Annotated in this window: 19 protein-coding genes; 15 read left to right on the top strand and 4 right to left on the bottom strand. The window is 73.9% G+C overall.

Annotated features, from left to right (window positions below; all coding sequences use genetic code 11):
• Nucleotides 1-330 precede the first annotated feature (330 nt).
• The 4 genes from AYX06_RS13180 to AYX06_RS13165 all read left to right on the top strand — a co-directional run bounded on the left by AYX06_RS13180 (nucleotide 331) and on the right by AYX06_RS13165 (nucleotide 4,927).
• Nucleotides 331-1,746 carry a sensor histidine kinase gene (locus AYX06_RS13180; protein WP_062736161.1) on the top strand — a complete coding sequence of 472 codons (1,416 nt, stop codon included), beginning with the start codon at nucleotides 331-333 and terminating at the stop codon, nucleotides 1,744-1,746.
• Nucleotides 1,746-2,450, top strand: coding sequence for a response regulator transcription factor (locus tag AYX06_RS13175; RefSeq protein ID WP_062736160.1), 705 nt, complete (start codon nucleotides 1,746-1,748; stop codon nucleotides 2,448-2,450). The genes AYX06_RS13180 and AYX06_RS13175 overlap by 1 nt, the downstream gene beginning before the upstream one ends.
• Entirely contained in the window at nucleotides 2,447-3,388 is a 942-nt protein-coding gene (locus tag AYX06_RS19870; protein WP_062736159.1) for a DUF4097 family beta strand repeat-containing protein, read from the top strand. The genes AYX06_RS13175 and AYX06_RS19870 overlap by 4 nt, the downstream gene beginning before the upstream one ends.
• Before the next feature lie 213 nt (nucleotides 3,389-3,601).
• Entirely contained in the window at nucleotides 3,602-4,927 is a 1,326-nt protein-coding gene (locus tag AYX06_RS13165) for an MFS transporter (RefSeq protein WP_371860070.1), read from the top strand.
• Nucleotides 4,928-5,030: 103 nt separating this feature from the next.
• Here the strand turns inward: AYX06_RS13165 and AYX06_RS13160 are convergent, their stop codons facing one another.
• Both AYX06_RS13160 and AYX06_RS13155 read right to left on the bottom strand, forming a co-directional pair.
• The gene (locus AYX06_RS13160) at nucleotides 5,031-6,062 is read right to left on the bottom strand and encodes an NAD-dependent epimerase/dehydratase family protein (RefSeq protein WP_062736158.1); all 1,032 of its coding nucleotides are present in this window, start codon (nucleotides 6,060-6,062) and stop codon (nucleotides 5,031-5,033) included.
• A gap of 24 nt (nucleotides 6,063-6,086) precedes the next feature.
• A complete protein-coding gene (locus tag AYX06_RS13155; RefSeq protein ID WP_062736157.1) occupies nucleotides 6,087-6,350 on the bottom strand; it encodes a DUF3072 domain-containing protein in 264 nt (87 codons plus the stop codon).
• A 260-nt stretch (nucleotides 6,351-6,610) separates the two neighbouring features.
• On the opposite strand from AYX06_RS13155, the gene AYX06_RS13150 reads away from it, so the two are divergent.
• The 4 genes from AYX06_RS13150 (at nucleotide 6,611) to bcp (ending at nucleotide 8,780) form a co-directional block, all read left to right on the top strand.
• Nucleotides 6,611-7,141 carry a hypothetical protein gene (locus AYX06_RS13150; RefSeq protein WP_062736156.1) on the top strand — a complete coding sequence of 177 codons (531 nt, stop codon included), beginning with the start codon at nucleotides 6,611-6,613 and terminating at the stop codon, nucleotides 7,139-7,141.
• 4 nt (nucleotides 7,142-7,145) lie between these two features.
• A complete protein-coding gene (locus AYX06_RS13145; RefSeq protein ID WP_062736155.1) occupies nucleotides 7,146-7,922 on the top strand; it encodes a RibD family protein in 777 nt (258 codons plus the stop codon).
• A 158-nt stretch (nucleotides 7,923-8,080) separates the two neighbouring features.
• Nucleotides 8,081-8,263: a hypothetical protein gene (locus tag AYX06_RS13140; RefSeq protein ID WP_062736154.1), complete on the top strand. Its 183-nt coding sequence runs from the start codon at nucleotides 8,081-8,083 to the stop codon at nucleotides 8,261-8,263.
• A gap of 49 nt (nucleotides 8,264-8,312) precedes the next feature.
• Complete coding sequence (bcp, locus tag AYX06_RS13135; RefSeq protein WP_062736153.1) at nucleotides 8,313-8,780, top strand: thioredoxin-dependent thiol peroxidase; 468 nt, start codon at nucleotides 8,313-8,315, stop codon at nucleotides 8,778-8,780.
• A 117-nt stretch (nucleotides 8,781-8,897) separates the two neighbouring features.
• On the opposite strand, the gene AYX06_RS13130 is transcribed toward bcp, so the two are convergent.
• Nucleotides 8,898-9,686 (bottom strand): SDR family oxidoreductase, encoded by a 789-nt coding sequence (locus tag AYX06_RS13130; RefSeq protein WP_062736152.1) that lies wholly within the window; start codon nucleotides 9,684-9,686, stop codon nucleotides 8,898-8,900.
• A gap of 193 nt (nucleotides 9,687-9,879) precedes the next feature.
• Between AYX06_RS13130 and uraD the strand changes: the two genes are divergently transcribed.
• The 4 genes from uraD to AYX06_RS13110 all read left to right on the top strand — a co-directional run bounded on the left by uraD (nucleotide 9,880) and on the right by AYX06_RS13110 (nucleotide 13,486).
• Entirely contained in the window at nucleotides 9,880-10,377 is a 498-nt protein-coding gene (gene uraD, locus AYX06_RS13125) for a 2-oxo-4-hydroxy-4-carboxy-5-ureidoimidazoline decarboxylase (RefSeq protein WP_062737063.1), read from the top strand.
• Nucleotides 10,374-10,700: a hydroxyisourate hydrolase gene (uraH, locus tag AYX06_RS13120; protein WP_062736151.1), complete on the top strand. Its 327-nt coding sequence runs from the start codon at nucleotides 10,374-10,376 to the stop codon at nucleotides 10,698-10,700. Before uraD ends, uraH begins: the two co-directional genes overlap by 4 nt.
• Before the next feature lie 72 nt (nucleotides 10,701-10,772).
• Nucleotides 10,773-11,684: a factor-independent urate hydroxylase gene (gene pucL / locus AYX06_RS13115; RefSeq protein ID WP_062736150.1), complete on the top strand. Its 912-nt coding sequence runs from the start codon at nucleotides 10,773-10,775 to the stop codon at nucleotides 11,682-11,684.
• 242 nt (nucleotides 11,685-11,926) lie between these two features.
• The gene (locus tag AYX06_RS13110) at nucleotides 11,927-13,486 is read left to right on the top strand and encodes a nucleobase:cation symporter-2 family protein (RefSeq protein ID WP_062736149.1); all 1,560 of its coding nucleotides are present in this window, start codon (nucleotides 11,927-11,929) and stop codon (nucleotides 13,484-13,486) included.
• Between the two features lie 98 nt (nucleotides 13,487-13,584).
• On the opposite strand, the gene AYX06_RS13105 is transcribed toward AYX06_RS13110, so the two are convergent.
• A complete protein-coding gene (locus AYX06_RS13105; protein ID WP_062736148.1) occupies nucleotides 13,585-14,349 on the bottom strand; it encodes an IclR family transcriptional regulator in 765 nt (254 codons plus the stop codon).
• Nucleotides 14,350-14,535: 186 nt separating this feature from the next.
• Between AYX06_RS13105 and AYX06_RS13100 the strand changes: the two genes are divergently transcribed.
• Genes AYX06_RS13100 through AYX06_RS13090 form a run of 3 tightly spaced genes read left to right on the top strand, consistent with a single transcriptional unit; the run spans nucleotide 14,536 to nucleotide 18,968 of the window.
• The gene (locus AYX06_RS13100; protein WP_062736147.1) at nucleotides 14,536-15,954 is read left to right on the top strand and encodes an NAD(P)-dependent malic enzyme; all 1,419 of its coding nucleotides are present in this window, start codon (nucleotides 14,536-14,538) and stop codon (nucleotides 15,952-15,954) included.
• Nucleotides 15,955-16,002: 48 nt separating this feature from the next.
• Nucleotides 16,003-17,619 (top strand): malate synthase A, encoded by a 1,617-nt coding sequence (gene aceB / locus AYX06_RS13095; RefSeq protein WP_062736146.1) that lies wholly within the window; start codon nucleotides 16,003-16,005, stop codon nucleotides 17,617-17,619.
• Nucleotides 17,616-18,968, top strand: coding sequence for a DUF6986 family protein (locus AYX06_RS13090; RefSeq protein ID WP_147017631.1), 1,353 nt, complete (start codon nucleotides 17,616-17,618; stop codon nucleotides 18,966-18,968). Before aceB ends, AYX06_RS13090 begins: the two co-directional genes overlap by 4 nt.

Below are 18,968 nucleotides of genomic sequence, written 5' to 3'. Positions count from 1 at the left end.
CGTGCTCCGGGGCCGCGGGAGGAGTGCGGCGCAGCGCGAGGGGCAGAGGCCGGGTGGTCGCGCCGAGGACGCCGGACCGAGGATCGACCCGACATTTACCGCATCGTGGAAACCTGCTTCTAACTAATGAAAACGGTAGGGAAAAATGTGATCCAGGTCAATGACATGCGTCACATGACGGCGCGGTGCGGTGCACCGCCGGACGGGTCGGCCGCCCGTCGGCGGGAGGCGGCCTCCCCGGGCCGGGCCGCGGCGGTGCGGAAAACCCCACCCGTAACAGGTGGAGAACGTCGCAGTCGGGAGGAGCCGGCCGACCGTAGCGTGAGAGCCATGAGCACACCGCACGAGACCCGGCCCCTGCCGCCCGCACCGTGGAGCGGCGCCGGGCACACCTCCGACCCCGGGACGGCGGCCGACGGCGCCGCCCACCGCGCCGCTTCCGGGTCCCGGCCCGCCGTCCCCGCCGGCGGCACCGGCGGCCGCGAGTGGGGGCCGTGGTCCGCCAGGACCCTGTTCTTCGGCGGCACCGACCTGGTGGTCGACGCCGCCCTCGGCACCCTGTGGCTGACCGCCCTCGTGTCCCTGGTCACCGCGGGCCTCGCCTCGCTCGCCGCCCTCGTGGGCGTGGTGCTGCTGGTCGCCGCGATCTACGCCGTCCGCGGGATCGAGTGGGTCGAGCGCCGCCGGACGCAGGCGGCGTTCGGGCTGCACCTGCCGGCCCCGCACCGGCGCCGCTCCCCGCGCGCCGACGGGTGGCGGATCCCGCACCAGTGGTGGCTGGACGTCTCCGACCCCGCGTTCTGGACCGGCCTGCTGCACCTGCTCCTGACCACGGTCCTGGGCTGGGTGGCGGTCGGCGCCCTCGCCGGCACCGGCGCCGCCGTGGCGCTGGCCCTGGCCCCCCTCTACGCCGCGGAGTCCAACCCGGTCTGGCCCTCCGAGCTGGTCGGCACGTGGCCGGACTGGGCCGTGGCGCTGGCCGGGATCACGCTCGCGCTGCTCGGGGTGCTCCTGCTCGTGCTCTCCGTGGCCGCCCACCGGGGCCTGTCCCGGCTGCTGCTGCGCGTGGACGAGGCGGCGGAGCTGCGCCGGCGGGCCGCCGAGGCCGCGGCGGCCCGGGAGACCGCCGTCCGCGGGGCCCGGACCGAGCGCTCCCGGATCGAGCGCGACCTGCACGACGGCGTGCAGCCGCAGCTGGTGTCCGTGGCCATGAACCTGTCGATGGCCCAGCGGCGGATCGACCACGACCCCGCCGGGGCGAAGGACCTCATCGGCGAGGCGCACGCCACGACGAAGGCCGCGATCACGGAGCTGCGCCGCCTGGCCCGGGGCTTCCACCCGGCCGTGCTGGAGGACCGGGGCCTGGACGCGGCCCTGTCCGCGGTGGCCGCCCAGTCGCCCGTGCCGGTCGCCGTGGACGTGCGCGTGCCCCGCCTGGCCCCCGAGACCGAGGCGGCCGTGTACTTCGCGGTCTCCGAGGGCCTGGCCAACGTCGTCAAGCACTCCGGGGCGGACGCCGCCTCGGTGCGGGTCGGGCTCGAGTCCGACCCCGCCGGGGGCACCCGGGTGGTCGCCCGGATCGCCGACGACGGCCGCGGCGGTGCCGTGGTGGTCCCCGGCGGCGGGCTGTCCGGGATCGCGGACCGGATCCGCTCCGCGGGCGGGCACTTCTTCCTCGACTCGCCCGCGGGCGGGCCGACCGAGCTGACCGTGGAGCTGCCGGTCGCCCGGGGGGAGGGATCCTGATGCGCATCGTCATCGCCGAGGACGCCGTCCTCCTGCGCGCGGGCCTGGTCCGCCTGCTCACCGAGGCCGGGCACGAGGTGGTCGCCGACGTGGACACCGCGGAGGGCCTGCTGAAGGCCGTCGAGCAGCACGAGCCGGACTTCGCCCTGGTGGACGTGCGGCTGCCGCCGACCTTCACGGACGAGGGGATCCGCGCCGCCGTCCTCGTCCGCTCGCAGCACCCGCGGATCGCGGTGCTCGTGCTCTCCCAGTACGTCGAGGAGCGCTACGCCTCCGAGCTGATCGCCTCCCGCCGGGACGGGCTGGGCTACCTGCTCAAGGACCGGGTGGCCGACGTCGACCAGTTCCTCGAGTCCGTGGGAACGGTCGGTGCCGGCGGCACCGTCCTGGACCCGGAGGTGGTCTCCCAGCTGCTGGTGCGCTCGCGGCACCGGCAGGACCTGGAGCTGCTCTCCCCGCGGGAGCACGAGGTGCTCGGGCTGATGGCCCAGGGCCTGTCCAACGCCTCGATCGCCGCGAACCTGTTCCTCACCGAGTCCTCGGTGGAGAAGCACATCCGGTCCGTGTTCACCAAGCTCGGCCTCGCGCACGAGGACGGCGGCAACCGCCGCGTCCGCGCGGTCCTGCGCTACCTCGGCTACCCCGACCCCGGGCCCGGCCACCCCACGTCCGTCCACCCGCCCCACCAGGAGTTCCGGCCATGAGCACCCACCCCGAGCACCCCGTCCCCGGGCAGCCCGCCGCCCACGACGCCGCCCACGACACCCCCCACGACCTCCCGCAGCGCCCCGCCCCGGACGCCGTCGGGCCGAACGAGCGCACCGCCTGGCTCGTCCCCACCGCCGTGCTCGGCGGCCTGGGGGCCCTGTTGCTGCTCGCCGGCGGCGGGGCGGCCATGGCCGCGTCGCTGTCGATCGAGGAGCGGCGGGTGGACACGACCGTGACCGCGCCCGTGGACACCGTCGCCGTCGACGGCCGCTCCGCCGTGGTCGAGGTCGTGACCGCCGACGTGCCCGATCTGCGGGTCGAGGCCGTGTACGCCGGCATCGGCCTGGACCGGGCGCCCGAGCCGCTGGTGCAGGACGGGCGGCTGACCGTGACGGCTCCCCCGACCGGGTCCTGGATCGGCACCGGCGGCGGGATGCAGGTGCGGGTCACGGTCCCGGCCGACGACGACCCCGTGGACCTGCGGCTCTCCGGCGACGCCGGGACCCTCTCCGCCCGGGGCGACTTCGGCGACGTCCGGCTCGACACCGAGGCCGGCGTGGTGCAGATGGGCGGCAGCGCCCGGAGCCTGTGGGCGGCCTCGGAGGTGGGCACCGTCCTGGTCGACGGCGCCCGGGTGCGCGAGGACGTGGACGTGCACACGGAGGTGGGGGCCACCGAGGTGCGGATCCTCGGCGACGCCCCGCGGCGGGTGGCGATCACCACCGGCGCGGGCGCGATCGAGGCCTCGGTCCCGGACGCCGAGTGGTGGACCCCCGCGGTGGCCGGCGCCGACGAGCGCGACCCCGAGGAGCTGACGGCGGCGACGGTCTGCGCCACGGTCCCCGAGGACCGCCCGTGCCTGTACGTCTCCTCGGAGGTGGGCGCGGCGGAGGTCACCTCCGGGGACCGTTCCCTGCGCCCGGCCGCCGGGTAGACTGGGCACGTTCGTCCGGGTCGGGCGCACCGGGAGGGGGGACGGTGCGCACAGTCTTCGAGGACACCCGTGAACCCCCTGCACTCCCCCTCCGCCCCCGTCGGCACGACCTCCGAGGCCCCGGTGGGCCATCCCGCCGCCCGCCGTGCGACGGAGTCCCCTGCCACCGAGCAGCCCGCCACCGAGCAGCCCACCGCCGAGCAGCCCACCACCGTGCCGACCGCCACCGTGCCGACCGCCGCCGTGCCGACCGCCGCCGAGCAACCCGCCGCGGAACGGGCCGCCGAGCGGCGCCGCGGCACCGGCCGCCGGGCCGCGCGACGCTCCGGCGGCCGCTACGGGCGGCTCCTCGAGCTGGGCGGCCGGGGCTTCCTGCCGATCGCCTTCGTGGCCCGCCTGCCCCTGGCCATGATCACCGTCGGGGCCCTGACCCTCGCCACCGCCGTCACCGGCTCCTACGCCGTGGGCGGGGCGGCCGCCGGCGCCGTCGGGATCGGATCGGCCCTGGGCGGGCCCCTGATGGGCCACCTCGCCGACCGGGTGGGCCAGCGGGCGGTGCTGCTGGTCTCGGCCCTCGCCCACACGGTGGCCATCGGCGTGCTGCTGGTCACCGCCCACGCCGGCACGGACCCGGCCGGGCCGGCCGTGCCGCTGCTCGTGGCGGCGGCGCTGCTGGTGGGCGCCACCTGCCCCCAGGTGGGCCCGCTCGCCCGGGTCCGCTGGCGCGGGCTGACCGGGGGCGACCGGCAGGAGCTGGACACCGCGCTGTCCTACGAGTCCACCGCCGACGAGCTGACCTTCGTGCTCGGCCCCGCCCTCGTGGGCCTGCTGGCGTCCCTGCTCGCCCCGTGGACCCCCTTCGTCCTGGCCGCCGTGCTGACCCTCACCATGGTCTCGTGCTTCGCCGTGCACCCCACGCACCGCGCGGCGCCGGCCGCTCCTCGACCGCGGCGCCGGGCGGCGGCCGCGCCCGGTCCCGGCCGGGACCGGGTCCTCGTCCTGCTCCCCGTGCTCGGGATGGTGGCCATGGGCACGTTCTTCGGGGCCGTGCAGAACGCGCTGAGCGCCTTCGGCGGCGAGTTCGGCGCCCAGAGCGCTGCCGGGCTGCTCTACGCCGTGCTGGGCATCAGCTCCGCGGCCGCGGCCCTGTCCGTGGCCTGGTGGCCGCAGCGCTTCCGGCCCGCCGCCCGCTGGGTGGCCAGCGCGGGCGCCATGGCCGTCCTGAGCCTGCTGTTCCTCCTGCCCGGCGACATCGTGCCGATGCTCGCGGTGCTGCTGCTCGTCGGCCTGCCCGTGGGCCCCACCATGGTCACGATCTACACGATCGGCGGGGACGTCGCCCGCCCGGAGCGGCTGGGCACGGTCATGACGATGCTGGCGAGCGGGGTGGTGCTGGGCACGGCCGTGGGGGCGGCGCTGGCCGGGCTCGTGGCCGAGACCGCCGGGCACCGGGGCGCCTTCGCCGCCGCGATCGGCGCGGCCTGCGCCATGGTGCTGATCAGCGCGGCGCTGGCCCTGCTCCGGCGCCGGGATCACTGACGGGCAGGACCACCTCGTTGCGGCGCAGCGGCGCCGGGGTGGACGGCGGGTCGAACGTGGAACCGGACGCGGTCATCGCGAGCTTCCGGGATCCCCGCCGGGCCTACACCAGCGGCGACTTGGGACGGTGCTCCCGGTTGCCGAGGCCCTCGCGGCCGTCGAGGTGGTCGACGAGCTGCCGGAGCGCCTCGAGCGAGCTCACGGTCTCGGACCACCCCGTCACCTCGCGGATCCGCGTGGTGTCCATGACGGGCACGGCGTCGGCGAGGTCGATCCAGCCGGGATCGGTGGGCTGCAGCCGCAGCCGGTAGGTGATCGCCACCAGCGCCCGGACGAGGGCCGGCGGAACGGGCAGGACGCGCTTGGCGCCGAGCACCTGGGCCACGCCGTCGGGACCGAGCACGGGCTCGGCCGCGACGTTGAACGCCCCGCCGGCGCGGTGCTGGATGACCCGCCAGAACGCGTCCGCGACGTCGTCGGTGTGCAGGGTCTGGAAGCGGAACCTCTCCGGGAACGGCAGCACCGGCAGGCGCAGCCGGGCGATGAGACCCTTGGGCACGAGGGCGCCGAAGAAGTAGTCCCCGATCTCGGGGGCGGCGCCGGCCTGGAACAGGAAGCCGGGCCGCAGCCGGGTCACCACGACCCCGGGGTGGGCCTCCTCGAACCGGTTGAGCAGCGCCTCCGTCTCGGCCTTCTGGACGTTGTAGTGGGAGGTGTCCACCCCGCCCACGGGCCAGGACTCGTCCACGCGGCGGTCCTTGGGGCCGCGGCTGTAGGCGCCGAGGGAGGACGGATAGACGACCTGGGGCACGCCGGCCAGGACGACGGCGTCGAGCACGTGGACCAGTCCGTCGACGTTGGTGCGGTGCATGAGCGCGAAGTCCCGGTTGGGGCGGATCAGCCACACCAGGTGGACCACCGCGTCCGCCCCGCGCAGGATCTCCGCGAGCCGGCCGGTGGACTCCTTCTCGGCGACGTCGACGGTGTGCCACTCGACGCCGTCGTACGGCTCGCCGTCCCGCTCCGGGCCCTCCCGGGAGACCCCGACGATCTGCGTGACCTCGGGGGCGGCGTGCAGCCGCCGCAGCAGGGCGGTGCCCACGTTGCCGGTGGCGCCCAGGACGACGATCTTCACGGCGCTCTCCCTCCCCGCCCGGACCTACTGGTCCTGGACGCGCTTGCTGCGGTCCTGCAGGCGGTTGATGTGCTTGGAGGCCTCCGCCTTCGTGAGGTCCGCGGGCAGCTCCTCCCCGGCCTCGCGGGCCAGCGTGTCCAGATAGCTGCGCTGGGCGCTGGTCATGGGCTCCTCGCCCGTGGCCCACTCGTCCGGGTCGCGGTCGAGCCCGCTGCCCGGCTCGGGACTGGAGGCGCCGAGGGTCTCCTGCTCGTCGGGGTCCGGGGTGCCGTTCGGGTTCTCAGTCATGCGCCCATGATAGTCATACCGCTTATGATGTCGTGCTGCGGCGGCGGCCCCGGCGCTCCCGGCCCGGACCTCCTCCCGGCGCGGCGGCCCAGTCAGTACGCTGGAGGACCGGCCCCGGCCGGCGGGGCCCGGCGGCGGACGGCGCACCCGGGCCGCCCGCGCGGACCCGCAGGACGCATCCGCACCCGCACCCGTACACGCACGAGCAGACGCACCAGCAGATGCACCAGCAGACGCGCAGAGGACCAGAGGAGAAGCAGATGAGCGAGCAGGTCGAGACCGGCGGCACCGAGGGGGCACGGCTGCAGGGGGACAAGCTCGAGGCCTACATGCTCGGGCACTACATGGGCGCCCTGTCCGGGGTGCGGCTCTTCGACGAGGCGGCCCGCACCTGGGCCGGCACCTCCTACGAGGACCGGTTCGCCCGGTTCGTCCGGGAGATCCAGGACGACATCGGGCACCTCGAGGCGATGCTCGACCGGCTGGGCGCCACCCGGCGCAAGGTGGCCAAGGGGCTCGGCACGGCCACCGGCATCGCGTCCCGGCTCAACCCGCTGAGCCGGATCCGGGAACGGGCGGGGATCGCCGCCCACGGGGAGCTGGAGATGCTGCAGTCCCTGGTGGTGGCCAAGCGCAGCATGTGGGTCACCCTGCTCGAGCTCGCCCCGTCGGATCCGCGCCTGGACGCCGAGGAGCTGCGGGGCCTCGAGGCCGGCGCCGCCGACCAGTACCACCGGCTGCGGGCGATCGCCGGGGAGACCGCCCGGGACCGGTTCCTCACCCGGGGCTGAGCCCGTGACCGGGAGCCCCCGCCCGGCGGCAGGACCCCCCGCGGCCGGGGCCGCCGGGGCGTGGGAGCAGCTGCTGGCCGGCCGGGTGGACCCCTCGGCCGGGCCGGAGCTCGCCGAACGCTACGGGCCCCTCGTGGCGCACCGGGGGCCGCTGGTGATCGCCCAGCTCGGGCAGAGCCTGGACGGGTTCATCGCCTCGCGCACCGGGCACGCCGAGTACGTGACCGGCCCCGAGGACCGGGAGCACCTGCACCGGCTGCGCGCGCTCGTGGACGCCGTGGTCGTGGGGGTCGGGACGGTCGCCGCCGACGACTGCCGGCTGACCGTCCGGGCGGTGCCCGGACGCCATCCCACCCGGGTGGTCCTCGACCCCTCGGCGCGCGCCCCGGCCGGCTCGGCCGTGCTCACCGACGGCGTGGCCCCCACCGTGTGGGTCGTGGGCTCCGGCGCCGCCGTGCCGGCGGAGCTCGCCCCGCACGTCGTCGTGCTGCGCGTGCCGGCCGCACCTCGCCGGCTGGATCCGCAGGACGTGCTGGCCGCGCTCGCGGCCCGCGGCCTGGACCGGGTGCTCGTGGAGGGCGGGGGACGCACGGTCTCGGGTTTCCTCGAGGCCGGGACGCTGCACCGGCTCTACCTCACCACCGCGCCCATGCTCATCGGCGACGGCGTGCCCGGCATCAGGTTCCGCGGCGCGGACCACCTCTCCGGGGCGCTGCGGGCCCCGGTGCGCCGCTTCCAGCTCGGCGACGACCTCTGCACCGAGCTGACCTTCCGCGCCTGAGCGGGCGCCCTCGCGCCCGGTGGACCGCCGGCGGGAGGTCGCACCCGGCGGTCCCGCAGTGTGACAACGGCCAGCTCACCCTTGACTCCCTCTCGACTCCACCTTATGTTTCGTCATACGGAATTATTATTCCACATTACGAACTAGAAGGAGTCACCATGAACGCCAGCCCGGCCTCCGCCGCCCACGCGTCCTTCTTCAGCTACACCGGCGCCGACTGCGACCCCGATCTGGCCCTGCCCCCGCACCCCGCGGCCCGCACCACCCCGCTGTGGGTGCTGGCGGTGTCCTCCGCCTGCGTCGGGGCCGCCGTGGGCCGCCTCTCGGCCCGACTCCCGTAGCCCGCCGCGCCGCATCGACCACCATCCCCGGGAACACTCAGGAGCACCCATGGCACCGCAGATCCGGACCGGCCGGCAGGCCCCCGACTTCACGCTCACCGACCACGAGGGCCAGGAGGTGCGGCTGTCCGGGCTGCGGGGCCGGAAGGTGATCGTCTACTTCTACCCGAAGGCCTTCACCCCCGGCTGCACGTCCGAGGCGTGCGACTTCCGCGACAACCTCGCCTCCCTCGAGGCGCTGGGCTGCACCGTGCTGGGGATCTCGGGGGACGACCCCGAGACCCTGCGGCGCTTCGCGCAGGAGCACCGCCTTCCCTACCGGCTGCTCTCGGACCCGGACGCGGCCACCGCCCGCGCGTGGGGCGCCTGGGGGGAGAAGACGGTCGGCGGGGAGACCCGGATCGGCCCGCTCCGATCGACCTTCGTCATCGGTGAGGACGGCACCGTCGAATCGGCGGAGCACAACGTGCAGGCCGAGGGCCACGTGGCCGGGCTCCGGCGCCGACTGGCCGGCTGAACGGCCGCCCCACAGCCCGGAGGCCCCTCCGCACGGTCCGGAGGGGCCTCTCCGGGCGGCACGTCGAACAAGCCCCGCGCGGCCCGATGGGACTCTCGGCGCCCCGACCCCCTCCGCTCACCCGCGGCCGGCGAACGGCATCCCGGAGGCGGTGAGCACGAGCGAGTTCACCGTGGCGGCGGCGGGGAGCTCGGCCATCATCAGCACCGCACGCCCCACCTCCTCCACGGGGAAGCTGGGCTCCGGGCGGAGGGAGCCGTCGGCCTGCAGGGCGCCGCCGTCCGTCCCCAGGCCCGCGAGCAGCTCCGTGGCCGCGTTGCCGATGTCGATCTGCCCGCAGGTGATCCCGTACGGACGGCCGTCCAGGTCCAGGGACCGGGTGAGACCGGTGACGGCGTGCTTGCTCGCGGTGTAGGCCGCGGACAGCGGCCGGGGGGCGTGGGCGGAGATCGAGCCGTTGTTGATGATCCGCCCGCCGCCGGGGCGCTGCCGCTTCATGATCCGGAAGGCCTCGGCCGCGCACAGGTAGGTCCCGGTGAGGTTCACCTGCAGGGTGCGCTGCCACTCGAGGGGGTCGATCTCGTCCACCTCCCCGCGCGGCCCGAAGGTCCCCGCGTTGTTGAACAGCACGTCGATCCGCCCCGCGAGGCGGGAGATCTCCCGGAAGGCCTCGGACACGCTCTGCGCGTCGGCCACGTCCATCGGCACGATCCAGGCCCCGGGGGCGCCCTCGGCGGTCTCCTCCAGGGGCTCCCGGCGCCGCCCGCTCAGCACGACCGCCCATCCGGCGGCCAGGAAGCTGCGCGCCACCGCCCGGCCGATCCCGGAGCCGGCCCCGGTCACCACCAGCACCCTCGCGGCCCCGCCCGTCTCCCGACCGTTCCCCACTGCGCCCTGCCGGTCCATCCCGCACTCCTCCCCGCCCTGACGGCGTCGCCGCTCCGCGGTGAAACGAAAGTTTCGCCGCGGTCATCTTCCTGCAAGAACTTGGTAACACGTGGATGGAAGCATTGACTTGCACCGTGTGATCCAGTTCACTGGGCTCAATGAAATATTTATTTCACATTGCGGAATCATGGAAGGGCTGACGGCGCAGCAGATGCATCTCATCGAGTTCAACTCCCTCCCCCGGCCGGAAGCGGTCGAGGCGATCCGGCCGGCCCTCGACATCCCGCGCTGGCTGGAGGCCGTGGCGGACGCCCGCCCCTACTGGCACCATGATGCCCTGCTCGGCAGGGCCCGTGACGCGGCGAGGCCGTTCAGCGACGAGGAGATCGACCGGGCGCTGTCCCACCACCCCCGGATCGGCGAGCGCCCCCAGGGCGACAGCGCGGAGGCCGGCCTGTCCCGGGCGGAGCAGCCGGCCGTGGACCCCTCCGACACCGAGGTCCAGCGGCGCCTGCGGGAGGGCAACCGCGCCTACGAGGAGAAGTTCGGCCAGGTCTTCCTCATCCGCGCCGCCGGGCGCACCCCCGAGGAGATCCTGCAGCAGCTCTCCGAGCGCCTGCAGCACGACACCGGGACCGAGCGCACCGTGGTCGCCGACCAGCTGCGCGAGATCGCCCTCCTCCGACTCGAAGGACTCGTCACCCCATGAGCTACGTCACCGCCCACGTCCTCGACTCCGTCACCGGCACCCCCGCCCGGGGCGTCGCCGTGGCCCTCGAGGCCGCCGACGGCACCTCCATCGCGACCGCCGAGACCGACGAGGACGGCCGCGTGCCCGAACTGGGCCCAGAGACCCTGGAATCCGGCGACTACCGGATCACCTTCGCCACCGGGCAGTACTTCGCCGGCAGGAACCAGCCGACGTTCTACCCGTTCGTGACGGTGAACTTCACGGTGCAGGCCGAGGAGCGGCACTACCACGTGCCGCTCCTGCTGAGCCCGTTCGCCTTTTCCACCTACCGGGGCAGTTGACCCAGGAGTTGGCGGGCCCGCCCGTCTTCGACCGCCCCGATCAGCTGACACCAGATCGCCAGGAGGAACGTCATGACCGACGTCGTCACCGAGCAGCCCACGGACACCGTCGTCCTGGGCAGGAACCAGTACGGCAAGGCCGAGAACCACGTCGTGCGCATCAACCGCGACACCGACCGCCACGAGATCCGTGATCTCGTGGTCACCTCGCAGCTTCGCGGGGACCTCGAGGAGGTGCACACCCGCGGCGACAACGCCCACTGCGTGCCCACGGACACGCAGAAGCAGACCGTGTTCGCCTTCGCCCAGCAGTACGGCATCGACTCCCCCGAGCAGTTCCTGCTGCGGCTCGCCGGCCACTTCACCGGCGAGTTCGAGTGGATCACGGGCGGACGCTGGGCCGCCCAGGAGTACGCGTGGAACCGGATCGACGACCACGACCACTGCTTCGTGCAGCACAAGGACGAGGTGCGCACCGCGGTGGTCGTCGCCGAGGGCGAGGAGCGCACGGTGATCTCCGGGTTCAAGGACCTGACCGTCCTGAAGTCCACGCAGTCCGGCTTCACCGGCTACCCGAAGGACAGGTACACGGTCCTGCCCGAGACCGAGGACCGGATCATGTCCACCGACATCGCCACCCGGTGGCGCTACAACACCACGGAGGTGGACTTCGACGCCGTCTACGAGGACGTCAAGCGGATCATCCTCACCAAGTTCACCGACCACTACTCCAAGGCCCTCCAGGAGACCCTCTACCTGATGGGCAAGGCCGTCATCGAGGCCCACCCGGAGATCGACGAGATCAAGTTCTCCTGCCCGAACAAGCACCACTTCGTGTACGACCTCGGCTTCTGCGGCCTCGAGAACGACAAGGAGACCCACTGGGCGGCCGACCGCCCCTACGGGCTCATCGAGGCCACGATCCAGCGCAGGGGCGCCGCGGAGCACGAGGCCGCCTGGATGGGCATCGCCGGCTTCTGCTGAGCCGGCTCTCCCCGGCGCCGCCGTCGGCGGCGCCGGGTGCGGGGTCCGTCGTCGCCGTCCGCGCACGACGACGACGGACCCCCGCGTCCTCCTGCGGGCGGCGCACCGGCCGCCCGCACACCCCGGTGCCCCCGCGGCGCCCACCGCGCACCGCGGTCCTCTCCACCTCCTCGCTCCGCCCCGGTCCCGCCCCGACGCCGGCACCGGGCCTCTCCCGTCACCAGGATCCCTAGGAGAACACCATGGCCAGGTCACGCACCGCCGAGCCGCCCGCCACCACCCGCGCCCGCCCGGAGGACGAGCACCTCGGCGTGGGCAGGAGCCTCGGGTACGGGCTGCAGCACGTGCTCACCATGTACGGCGGCATCATCGCGCCGCCGCTCATCATCGGCGGCGTCGCCGGCATGACGCCCCAGGAGCAGGGTCTGCTCATCGCGGCCTCGCTCTTCGTGGGCGGCCTCGCCACGGTCCTGCAGTCGTGGGGCATCAGGTTCTTCGGCTCGCAGCTGCCGCTCGTGCAGGGCACCTCCTTCGCCGGCGTGGCCACCATGACGGCCATCGTCCAGGGCGGCGGCGGCATCCAGGCGGTCTTCGGCGCCGTCATCGCCGCCTCCGTGATCGGCTTCCTGATCACCCCGTTCTTCGTGAGCATCATCCGCTTCTTCCCGCCGGTCGTCACCGGCGTGGTGATCACCTCCATCGGTCTCACGCTGTTCCCGGTGGCCGCCCGCTGGGCCATGGGCGGCAACGCGCAGGCCCCCGGCTACGGCTCGATCGGCAACCTCGCGCTGGCGGGCCTGACCCTGCTGATCATCATGCTGCTCTCCAAGCTGGGCAGCGCCGCCGTCTCCCGGCTGTCCATCCTCATCGGCCTGGTGCTCGGCACCGCCGCGGCGGCGGCACTGGGCATGGCCGACTTCAGCCAGGTGCTCAGCGGTGACATCTTCGCCGTCCCGCAGCCGCTGGCCTTCGGTCCGCCCGTGTTCGAGGTGGCGGCCATCCTCTCGATGTTCATCGTCATCCTCGTGACCCTCACCGAGACCACCGCCGACATCATCGCGGTCGGCGAGATCGTGGACACGAAGGTCGGCAAGAAGCGCATCGCCGACGGCCTCCGCGCGGACATGGCCTCCTCGGCCCTGGCGCCGGTCTTCAACGGCTTCACCCAGAGCGCCTTCGCCCAGAACGTGGGGCTCGTGGCCATCACCGGCGTCAAGAGCCGCTTCGTGGTCACGGCCGGCGGCTTCATCCTCGTGACCCTGGGCCTGCTGCCCGTCCTCGGCCGGGTGGTCGCGGCGGTCCCGCCGCCCGTGCTCGGCGGGGCCGGCATCGTACTCTTCGGCAGCGTGGCCGCCTCCGGCATCCGGACCCTGGCGAAGGTGGACTTCGGCAACGGCGCCAACCTGATCATCGTCGCCACCTCCCTCGGGTTCGGCATGCTGCCCATCGCCGTGCCCGAGATCTACGCGAACTTCCCGGCCTGGTTCGAGACGATCTTCCACTCCGGGATCAGCTCGGCGGCCGTGATGGCGATCCTGCTGAACATCCTCTTCAACGAGATCCGCACCGGCAATCCGCCGCGGGGCACCGGGTCGGTCTTCGCCAACGCCCCGGTGCGCGCCGTCCGCTACGAGAGCCTCGAGCACCTCCAGGACCACCTCCAGGAGGGCGACACCATCCGGGACGGCAAGCTCGTGGACTGCGACGGCAACGAGGTCCCCGTGATCACCGCCGCCGGCGAGATCGTCGACGCCCGGGTCTGCCGGACCTCGGCCGACCCCGGCGGATCGGCCGCGCCCTGACTCCCCGGCGCGGGCCCGCCGTCGACTTCCTGCGGCGCCGGGGTCCCCGGCGCCGCAGGGAGCCCGCCGCCCGGGCTCCGGTGCGCCGGGGCCGCGGCTCAGGCCCTGACGGGCATGAGCTCCGCGGCGATCGCCTCGGCCGCCCGGCGCAGCACGGGCACGGCGCGGCGGCCGAAGTCCTCGTCCACCCGGGACACGGGCCCGGAGACGGAGATCGCCGTGGGCGTCGGCGCCCCGGGCACCGCCATCGCGTAGCAGCGCACGCCGAGCTCCTGCTCCTCGTCGTCGATCGCGTAGCCGCGCTCCCGGATCCGCTCGAGGTCGGCGAAGAGCTCCTCGAGGGTGCTGATGCTCCTGGGCGTGGGCGTCGCCATGCCGGTGGCGGTGACGATGGCCCGGACCCGGTCGTCGGGCAGCGTCGCGAGCATGGCCTTGCCCACACCGGTGTCGTGGGTGTCCGCGCGGCGGCCCACCTCGGTGAACATCCGCATCGAGCGCTGGGACTGCGCCTGGGCGATGTAGACGACCTCCTGGCCGTCGAGCACGGCCATGTTCGCCGACTCGCCGAGCTCGCGGACCAGCTCGTCGAGCCGGCCCCGGGCCGCGGAGCCGAACTGGCGCCCGGCGGCCTCCCCCAGCAGGATCAGCCGCGGCCCGAGCGCGTAGTTGCGGTTGGGCAGCTGGCGGACGTAGCCGGAGGGCACCAGGGTGCGCAGCAGCCGGTGGATCGTGGGCAGCGGCAGCTTCACGGCGGCGGAGAGCTCGCTCAGCGACATCTCGCCGCCCGCGGCGGTGATCACCTCGAGGAGCTCGAACACCCGCTCCACCGATTGGACGCCGCCCGATGCAGGTCGTGTGGTCATGGTTGCGTGGTCCTCCGTCGGTCGTGGGCGGCTCGCCGCCGCCTCCGCTCCTGCGGGGCGACGTACTGTGACACGAGTCACCGACGAGTCTTGCCATCACTACAAGTCTTCCATAATATCCATAATACGGAATTTTCATTCCATTATGTGGCTGAAATTCCCGTCCCGAACTTCCACGGAGGAACCATGGCAACGCCCAGTCCCGGATATTCGATGATCCTGCGCGTGCAGGCGCCCGCCGGCCTGACCGTCACCAGCGAGCTCGCCGTGGCGGCGGCCACCGCGGGCGCGGCGGTGACCGCCCTCGACGTCGTCGAGTCCCACGCCGACCACGTGGTGGTCGACGTGAGCTGCAACGTCTCCGACGCGTCCCACCGGGACGAGGTGCGCGACGCCCTGGAGGGGATCGAGGGCGTGCAGGTCCGCAAGATCAGCGACCGGACGTTCCTCATCCACCTCGGCGGGAAGATCGAGGTGACCCCCCGCGTCTCGCTGCGCAACCGCGACGACCTCTCCCGCGCCTACACCCCCGGTGTCGCCCGGGTGTGCACGGCGATCGCGGAGAACCCGGCCGACGCCCGGCGCCTGACCGTCAAGCGCAACACGGTGGCCGTGGTCACGGACGGCACCGCCGTCCTCGGCCTCGGCGACATCGGCCCGGCCGCGGCCCTGCCCGTGATGGAGGGCAAGGCCGCCCTCTTCAAGGCCTTCGGCGACGTCGACGCGTGGCCGGTCTGCCTCGACACCACGGACACCGACGAGATCGTGCGGATCGTCAAGGCGATCGCGCCCGTCTACGGCGGGGTCAACCTCGAGGACATCGCCGCTCCCCGCTGCTTCGAGATCGAGGCGCGGCTGCGCGAGGAGCTCGACATCCCGGTCTTCCACGACGACCAGCACGGCACCGCCGTCGTCGCTCTCGCCGCGCTGTACAACGCCCTGAAGGTCGTGGACAAGCGGCTCGAGGACGTCCGGATCGTCGTCTCCGGGGTGGGCGCGGCCGGCCACGCCATCATCCAGCTGCTGACGGCCAACGGCGCCGGCGACATCGTCGCCTGCTCCCGCAACGGCGCCATCCACCGCGGCGAGCGCTACCAGGACCCGCACCGGCAGTGGATCGCCCAGCACACCAACGAGCAGGGCTTCTCCGGCAGCCTCAAGGAGGCGATGGCCGGCGCGGACGTCTTCATCGGCGTCTCGGCGCCGAACCTGCTCGACGAGGCCGACATCGCCGCGATGAACGACCGCGCCATTGTCTTCGCCATGGCGAACCCCGATCCCGAGGTGGCCCCGGGGGCGGCCGCGGAGCACGCCGGGGTCGTGGCCACCGGTCGCTCCGACTTCCCGAACCAGATCAACAACGTGCTCGCCTTCCCGGGCCTGTTCCGCGGCCTGCTCGACGCCGGGGCCACGGACATCACCACCGGGATGCTGGTGGCCGCGGCCCGCGCCATCGCCGGCTGCGTGAGCGACGACGAGCTCAACGCCGGCTACATCGTCCCGAGCGTCTTCGACCCCGCGGTCGCCCCGGCCGTGGCGGCGTCCGTGCGCGCGAGCGCCGAGGCCGCCGTCGACGAGCCGGCCGCCGAGCCCGCGCGCGCCTGACCCGCTCCCCGTCCGTCCACCGACCCACCCGCACCAGGAGGAACTGCCATGACCACCACGAACACCGTCGAGCACACCGTGCCGGAGGGCCTCGAGCGCGCCGGCGAGATCCTCACCGAGGACGCCCTCCAGTTCGTCGCCGAGCTGCACCGCCGCTTCGCCCCCCGCCGCGCCGAGCTGCTCGGCGCCCGTGAGCAGAACCGGCGCCGCGCCGCGTCCGCCGGGACCCTCGACTTCCTGCCCGAGACCCGGGAGATCCGCGAGGGGGACTGGACGGTGGCACCGGCCCCGGAGGCCCTCCAGGACCGGCGCGTGGAGATGACCGGGCCCGCCTCGCCCGCCAAGATGGCGATCAACGCCCTGAACTCGGGGGCGAAGGTCTGGCTCGCCGACCTCGAGGACGCCTCGAGCCCCACCTGGCACAACCAGGTGGACGGCATCCTGAACCTGCGCGACGCCGCCCGCGGCACGCTCTCCTTCACCTCGCCCGACGGCAAGGAGTACGCGCTGCGCCAGGACGCCCCGCTGGCCGTCGTGGTCACCCGCCCCCGCGGCTGGCACCTGCCCGAGTACAACGTCACGGTGGACGGGCAGCCGGCCTCGGGCGCGCTCGTGGACTTCGGGCTGCACTTCTTCCACACCGCCCAGCAGCTGCTGGCCAACGGCCACGGACCGTACTACTACCTGCCCAAGATGGAGTCCCACCTCGAGGCGCGGCTGTGGAACGACGTGTTCACCTTCGCCGAGGAGCACCTCGGCATCGACCACGGCACCGTCCGGGCGACCGTGCTCATCGAGACGATCCCGGCCGCGTTCCAGATGGAGGAGATCCTCTACGAGCTGCGCGAGCACGCCTCCGGGCTCAACGCCGGGCGCTGGGACTACCTGTTCAGCATCATCAAGTACTTCCGGGACGCCGGTGAGCGCTTCGTGCTCGCCGACCGGTCGACGATCACCATGACGGCCCCGCTGATGCGCGCCTACACCGAGCTGCTCGTGAAGACCTGCCACCGCCGCGGGGCCTTCGCGATGGGCGGGATGGCCGCGGTCATCCCGAACCGGCGCGACCCCGAGGCCACGGAGGCCGCGTTCGCCAAGGTGCGGGCCGACAAGACGCGGGAGGCCGAGGACGGCTTCGACGGGTCCTGGGTGGCCCACCCCGACCTCGTGCCGACCTGCCGGGAGGTCTTCGACGACGTCCTGGGCGAGAAGCCCAACCAGGTCGACCGGCTCCGCGAGGAGGTGCAGGTCAGCGCCGAGCAGCTGCTCGACGTCCCCAGCGCCGGGCGCACCAGCACGCAGAAGGAGCTGGCCGCCAACCTCTACGTGGCGATCCGGTACACCGCCGTGTGGCTGTCGGGCAACGGGGCGGTGGCCATCCACAACCTCATGGAGGACGCCGCGACCGCCGAGATCTCCCGCTCCCAGGTCTGGCAGCAGATCCGCAACGGCGTGGTCTACGAGGACACCGGGAACACGGCCAGCCGCGAGCTGGTCGCCGAGGTGCTCGAGCAGCAGAAGGAGGTGCTGCGCGGGGAGGTCGCCCCGGAGCTCTTCGAGCGGCACTTCGAGCCCGCCGCCAGGCTCATCGCCGACCTCGTCCTGGGGGAGGAGTACGTCGACTTCCTGACCCTGCCGGCCTACGACCTCATCGAGGGCCGGTGAGCGGGACGCGCACGAGCCTGCCCGCCTCGTTCGCCCGCCGCGCCGACCAGCTGCTCGAGGGCACCGACGCGGACCTGGAGCACTGCTTCCCGGGCGACGACGGGTCACGGCAGCCGCTGCACACCTGCTACGTCCCCGCGGACCTCGTCACCCCGGCCACCGCCCGGGAGTGGGGGGAGGCCGCGCTCGCCGCGGCCGCGGAGGCCGGCGGGCTCACGGCCCTGGCCGAGCTGGCCGGGGTGGAGGAGCACCTGCGCGAGGAGGTCGTGACCCGCACCGGGCGCAAGCTGCGGGAGGAGCCGATCGAGGACCTGCGCCTGGACCTCGAGGACGGCTACGGCGAGCGGCCCGACGCCGAGGAGGACGAGGCCGCCGTCGGTGCCGCCCGCACCGTGGCCGCGATGGCGCTCGCCCGGCACCGCGCGGACTCGCCGCAGCCGGCGTTCGCCGGGATCCGCTTCAAGTGCCTGGAGGCCGGGACCCGGGAGCGCGGGCTGCGCTCCCTGGACCTGTTCGTGACCGCCCTCGTGCGCGAGGGCGGCCTGATGGAGGCCGGAGCGGCCGCGGACGGGCTGCCGGCCGGGCTGGTGCTGACCCTGCCGAAGGTCTCCACGGTGGAGCAGGTCCAGGTGATGACCGAGGCCTGCCGCGCGCTGGAGGACGCCCTGGGCCTGGCGCACGGCCGGCTGCGCTTCGAGATCCAGATGGAGACGGCCCCGATGATCCTGGGGCTCGACGGCACGTGCCCCATCCCGGCGATGCTGCGCGTCGCCGAGGGACGGGTCACGGCCCTGCACTACGGCACCTACGACTACTCCGCCTCCCTCGGGGTGGCCGCGGAGTTCCAGTCGATGGAGCACCCGGTGGCCGACCACGCGAAGCAGGTCATGCAGGTCGCCGTGGCCGGGACCGGCGTGCGGCTCTCCGACGGGTCCACCAACCGGCTGCCCGTGGGCGATCCCGCCCAGCGGCGCGAGGCCTGGGCGCTGCACGCCCGCCTGGTCCGCCGTTCCCTGGAGCGGGCCCTCTACCAGGGCTGGGACCTGCACGCCCACCAGCTGCCGACCCGCTTCCTGACGAACTATGCGTTCTACCGGGGCTCGTTCGACGCGTCCGCGCACCGGCTGCAGGTCTACCGCAACCGCTCGGTGCCCGGCATCGAGGCCGCGGACGTCGCCGACGAGCCCGCGACCGCCCGGGCCCTCGCCCGGTTCGTCCACCGCGGCCTGCTGTGCGGCGCGATCGGCGCGGAGGAGCTGGCAGCGGCGGCCGGGCTGGACCACCGGGAGCTGGCCGCCCTCGCCCACCCCCGGCCGGCCGCGGCCGTCCCCACCCCAGGAGGCAACTGA

Source organism: Kocuria turfanensis (assembly GCF_001580365.1).
Classification (GTDB): domain Bacteria; phylum Actinomycetota; class Actinomycetes; order Actinomycetales; family Micrococcaceae; genus Kocuria; species Kocuria turfanensis.
This window is presented reverse-complemented; position numbering and strand designations above follow the sequence as displayed.